Origin of the sequence: Silicimonas lutimaris, from assembly GCF_047314965.1 — a bacterium.
In the GTDB taxonomy this organism is placed as follows: Bacteria; Pseudomonadota; Alphaproteobacteria; order Rhodobacterales; family Rhodobacteraceae; genus JAVJUV01.
The window spans coordinates 1-1,218 of the sequence record NZ_JBLBVK010000001.1 but is presented as its reverse complement, the minus strand read 5'-3'; the positions used below and the strand labels follow the sequence as shown (position 1 = coordinate 1,218).

At 60.3% G+C, this 1,218-nt stretch carries 2 protein-coding genes; both read right to left on the bottom strand.

Annotation, left to right across the window (positions count from 1 at the left end):
* On the bottom strand, positions 1 to 423 hold a 423-nt coding region (locus ACKLNI_RS00010), incomplete at its 3' end, for a serine hydrolase domain-containing protein (protein ID WP_413716941.1).
* A gap of 31 nt (positions 424 to 454) precedes the next feature.
* A partial coding sequence (locus tag ACKLNI_RS00005) for a CPBP family intramembrane glutamic endopeptidase (protein ID WP_413716940.1) occupies positions 455 to 1,218 on the bottom strand: 764 nt, incomplete at its 5' end.

Here is a 1,218-nt window from a genome sequence, read left to right as displayed (position 1 = left end):
ATCAACGCCTGAATCCCCGCCTTTCGACAATCCTGCACCATGAGCGAGGATGGCGCGCGCGGTCACTAAGGAATGGTCAAACTCGGAAGGCGGTAGGGTCCAGCCGCCCAAGTAAGTTTCGATCGGCGCGTCGAGGTCGATCTTGCCCTCTTCGGCGAGCTTCAGCGTCGCCCATGCGGTCACTGGCTTGGTGACGGAGGCGATCTCGAAGACCGTGTCCGCTGTTACCGGTTCTCCGGTCTCTACATTGGTGACCCCGAATCCGCCCGACCAGATCGGCTCGCCGCCATATACGATGGCAACACCCACCCCCGGCGTGCCTTGGCGTGCCAATGCGGCCGGCGCAGCCTGCTCGACGGCTGCAATCATCATGCCGGTTTCGTCTTGCGCCCATGAGGGATGAGCCAGGATCAGACTGAGCACGAGATACTGTATCGCTCGCATGCCCATGGCTTCAGGCGGGAGCGGCGGAGGAGCGTCCAATCCGTGGAATATCCTCCTCGGCCACGCCCGTCATTAGATACAGACCAACCGCCGTATTGAGTGCCGCGATGCCGAGGTGAATCCGGATGTCCAGCGGCACGGCAACAAAGGGCCCGGCGGTGCCAGATGTGACGTAAATGTAATCCAGCAACGTGTGCAGGAAGATCAGGGGTAAGAGACTGCTGGTCCGAAGAAAGAGCGCGCCGTAGAGCACCGCGAAACCGAATGTGTTGCCGAACTTGTCGATCCATTCCAGCAGGGAGAATTCCTCGAATGCAACATTCGTGAGGTGGCCAGCACTGAAGATCGCTGCCGCGATCAGGACGGCACTCCACTTGCCGAACTTGAGCAGCACGGGCAAAGCGATGCCGCGGGCGAAGCCTTCCTCGCTGACGCCGGTCGCCAGAACAGCCAAGAAATAGAACAGAACCCATCCAGCAGGGATTTCGACGGAGCCGTAAAGAAGGACTGGCACGAAGTGGATCAACGCTGGGTATATGAGGAGATGCGTGTTGCGAACAGGACCCGCAAGTCCGCTGATCCGCCACCATCCGAGTGCCCAGATCAGCCACAGTACGAACGCAGACTGAACCGTGGGGATGATCAGGCGGAGCGGGGTGATCTCGGTTCCCAGCACCTTGGAGACCACCACGAAGGGCACCGCGATGATCGGTTGGAGAACGGCCACTGCGACGACAAACCAGAACGGGTGCCTATCGGCGAAACCGCGAATTG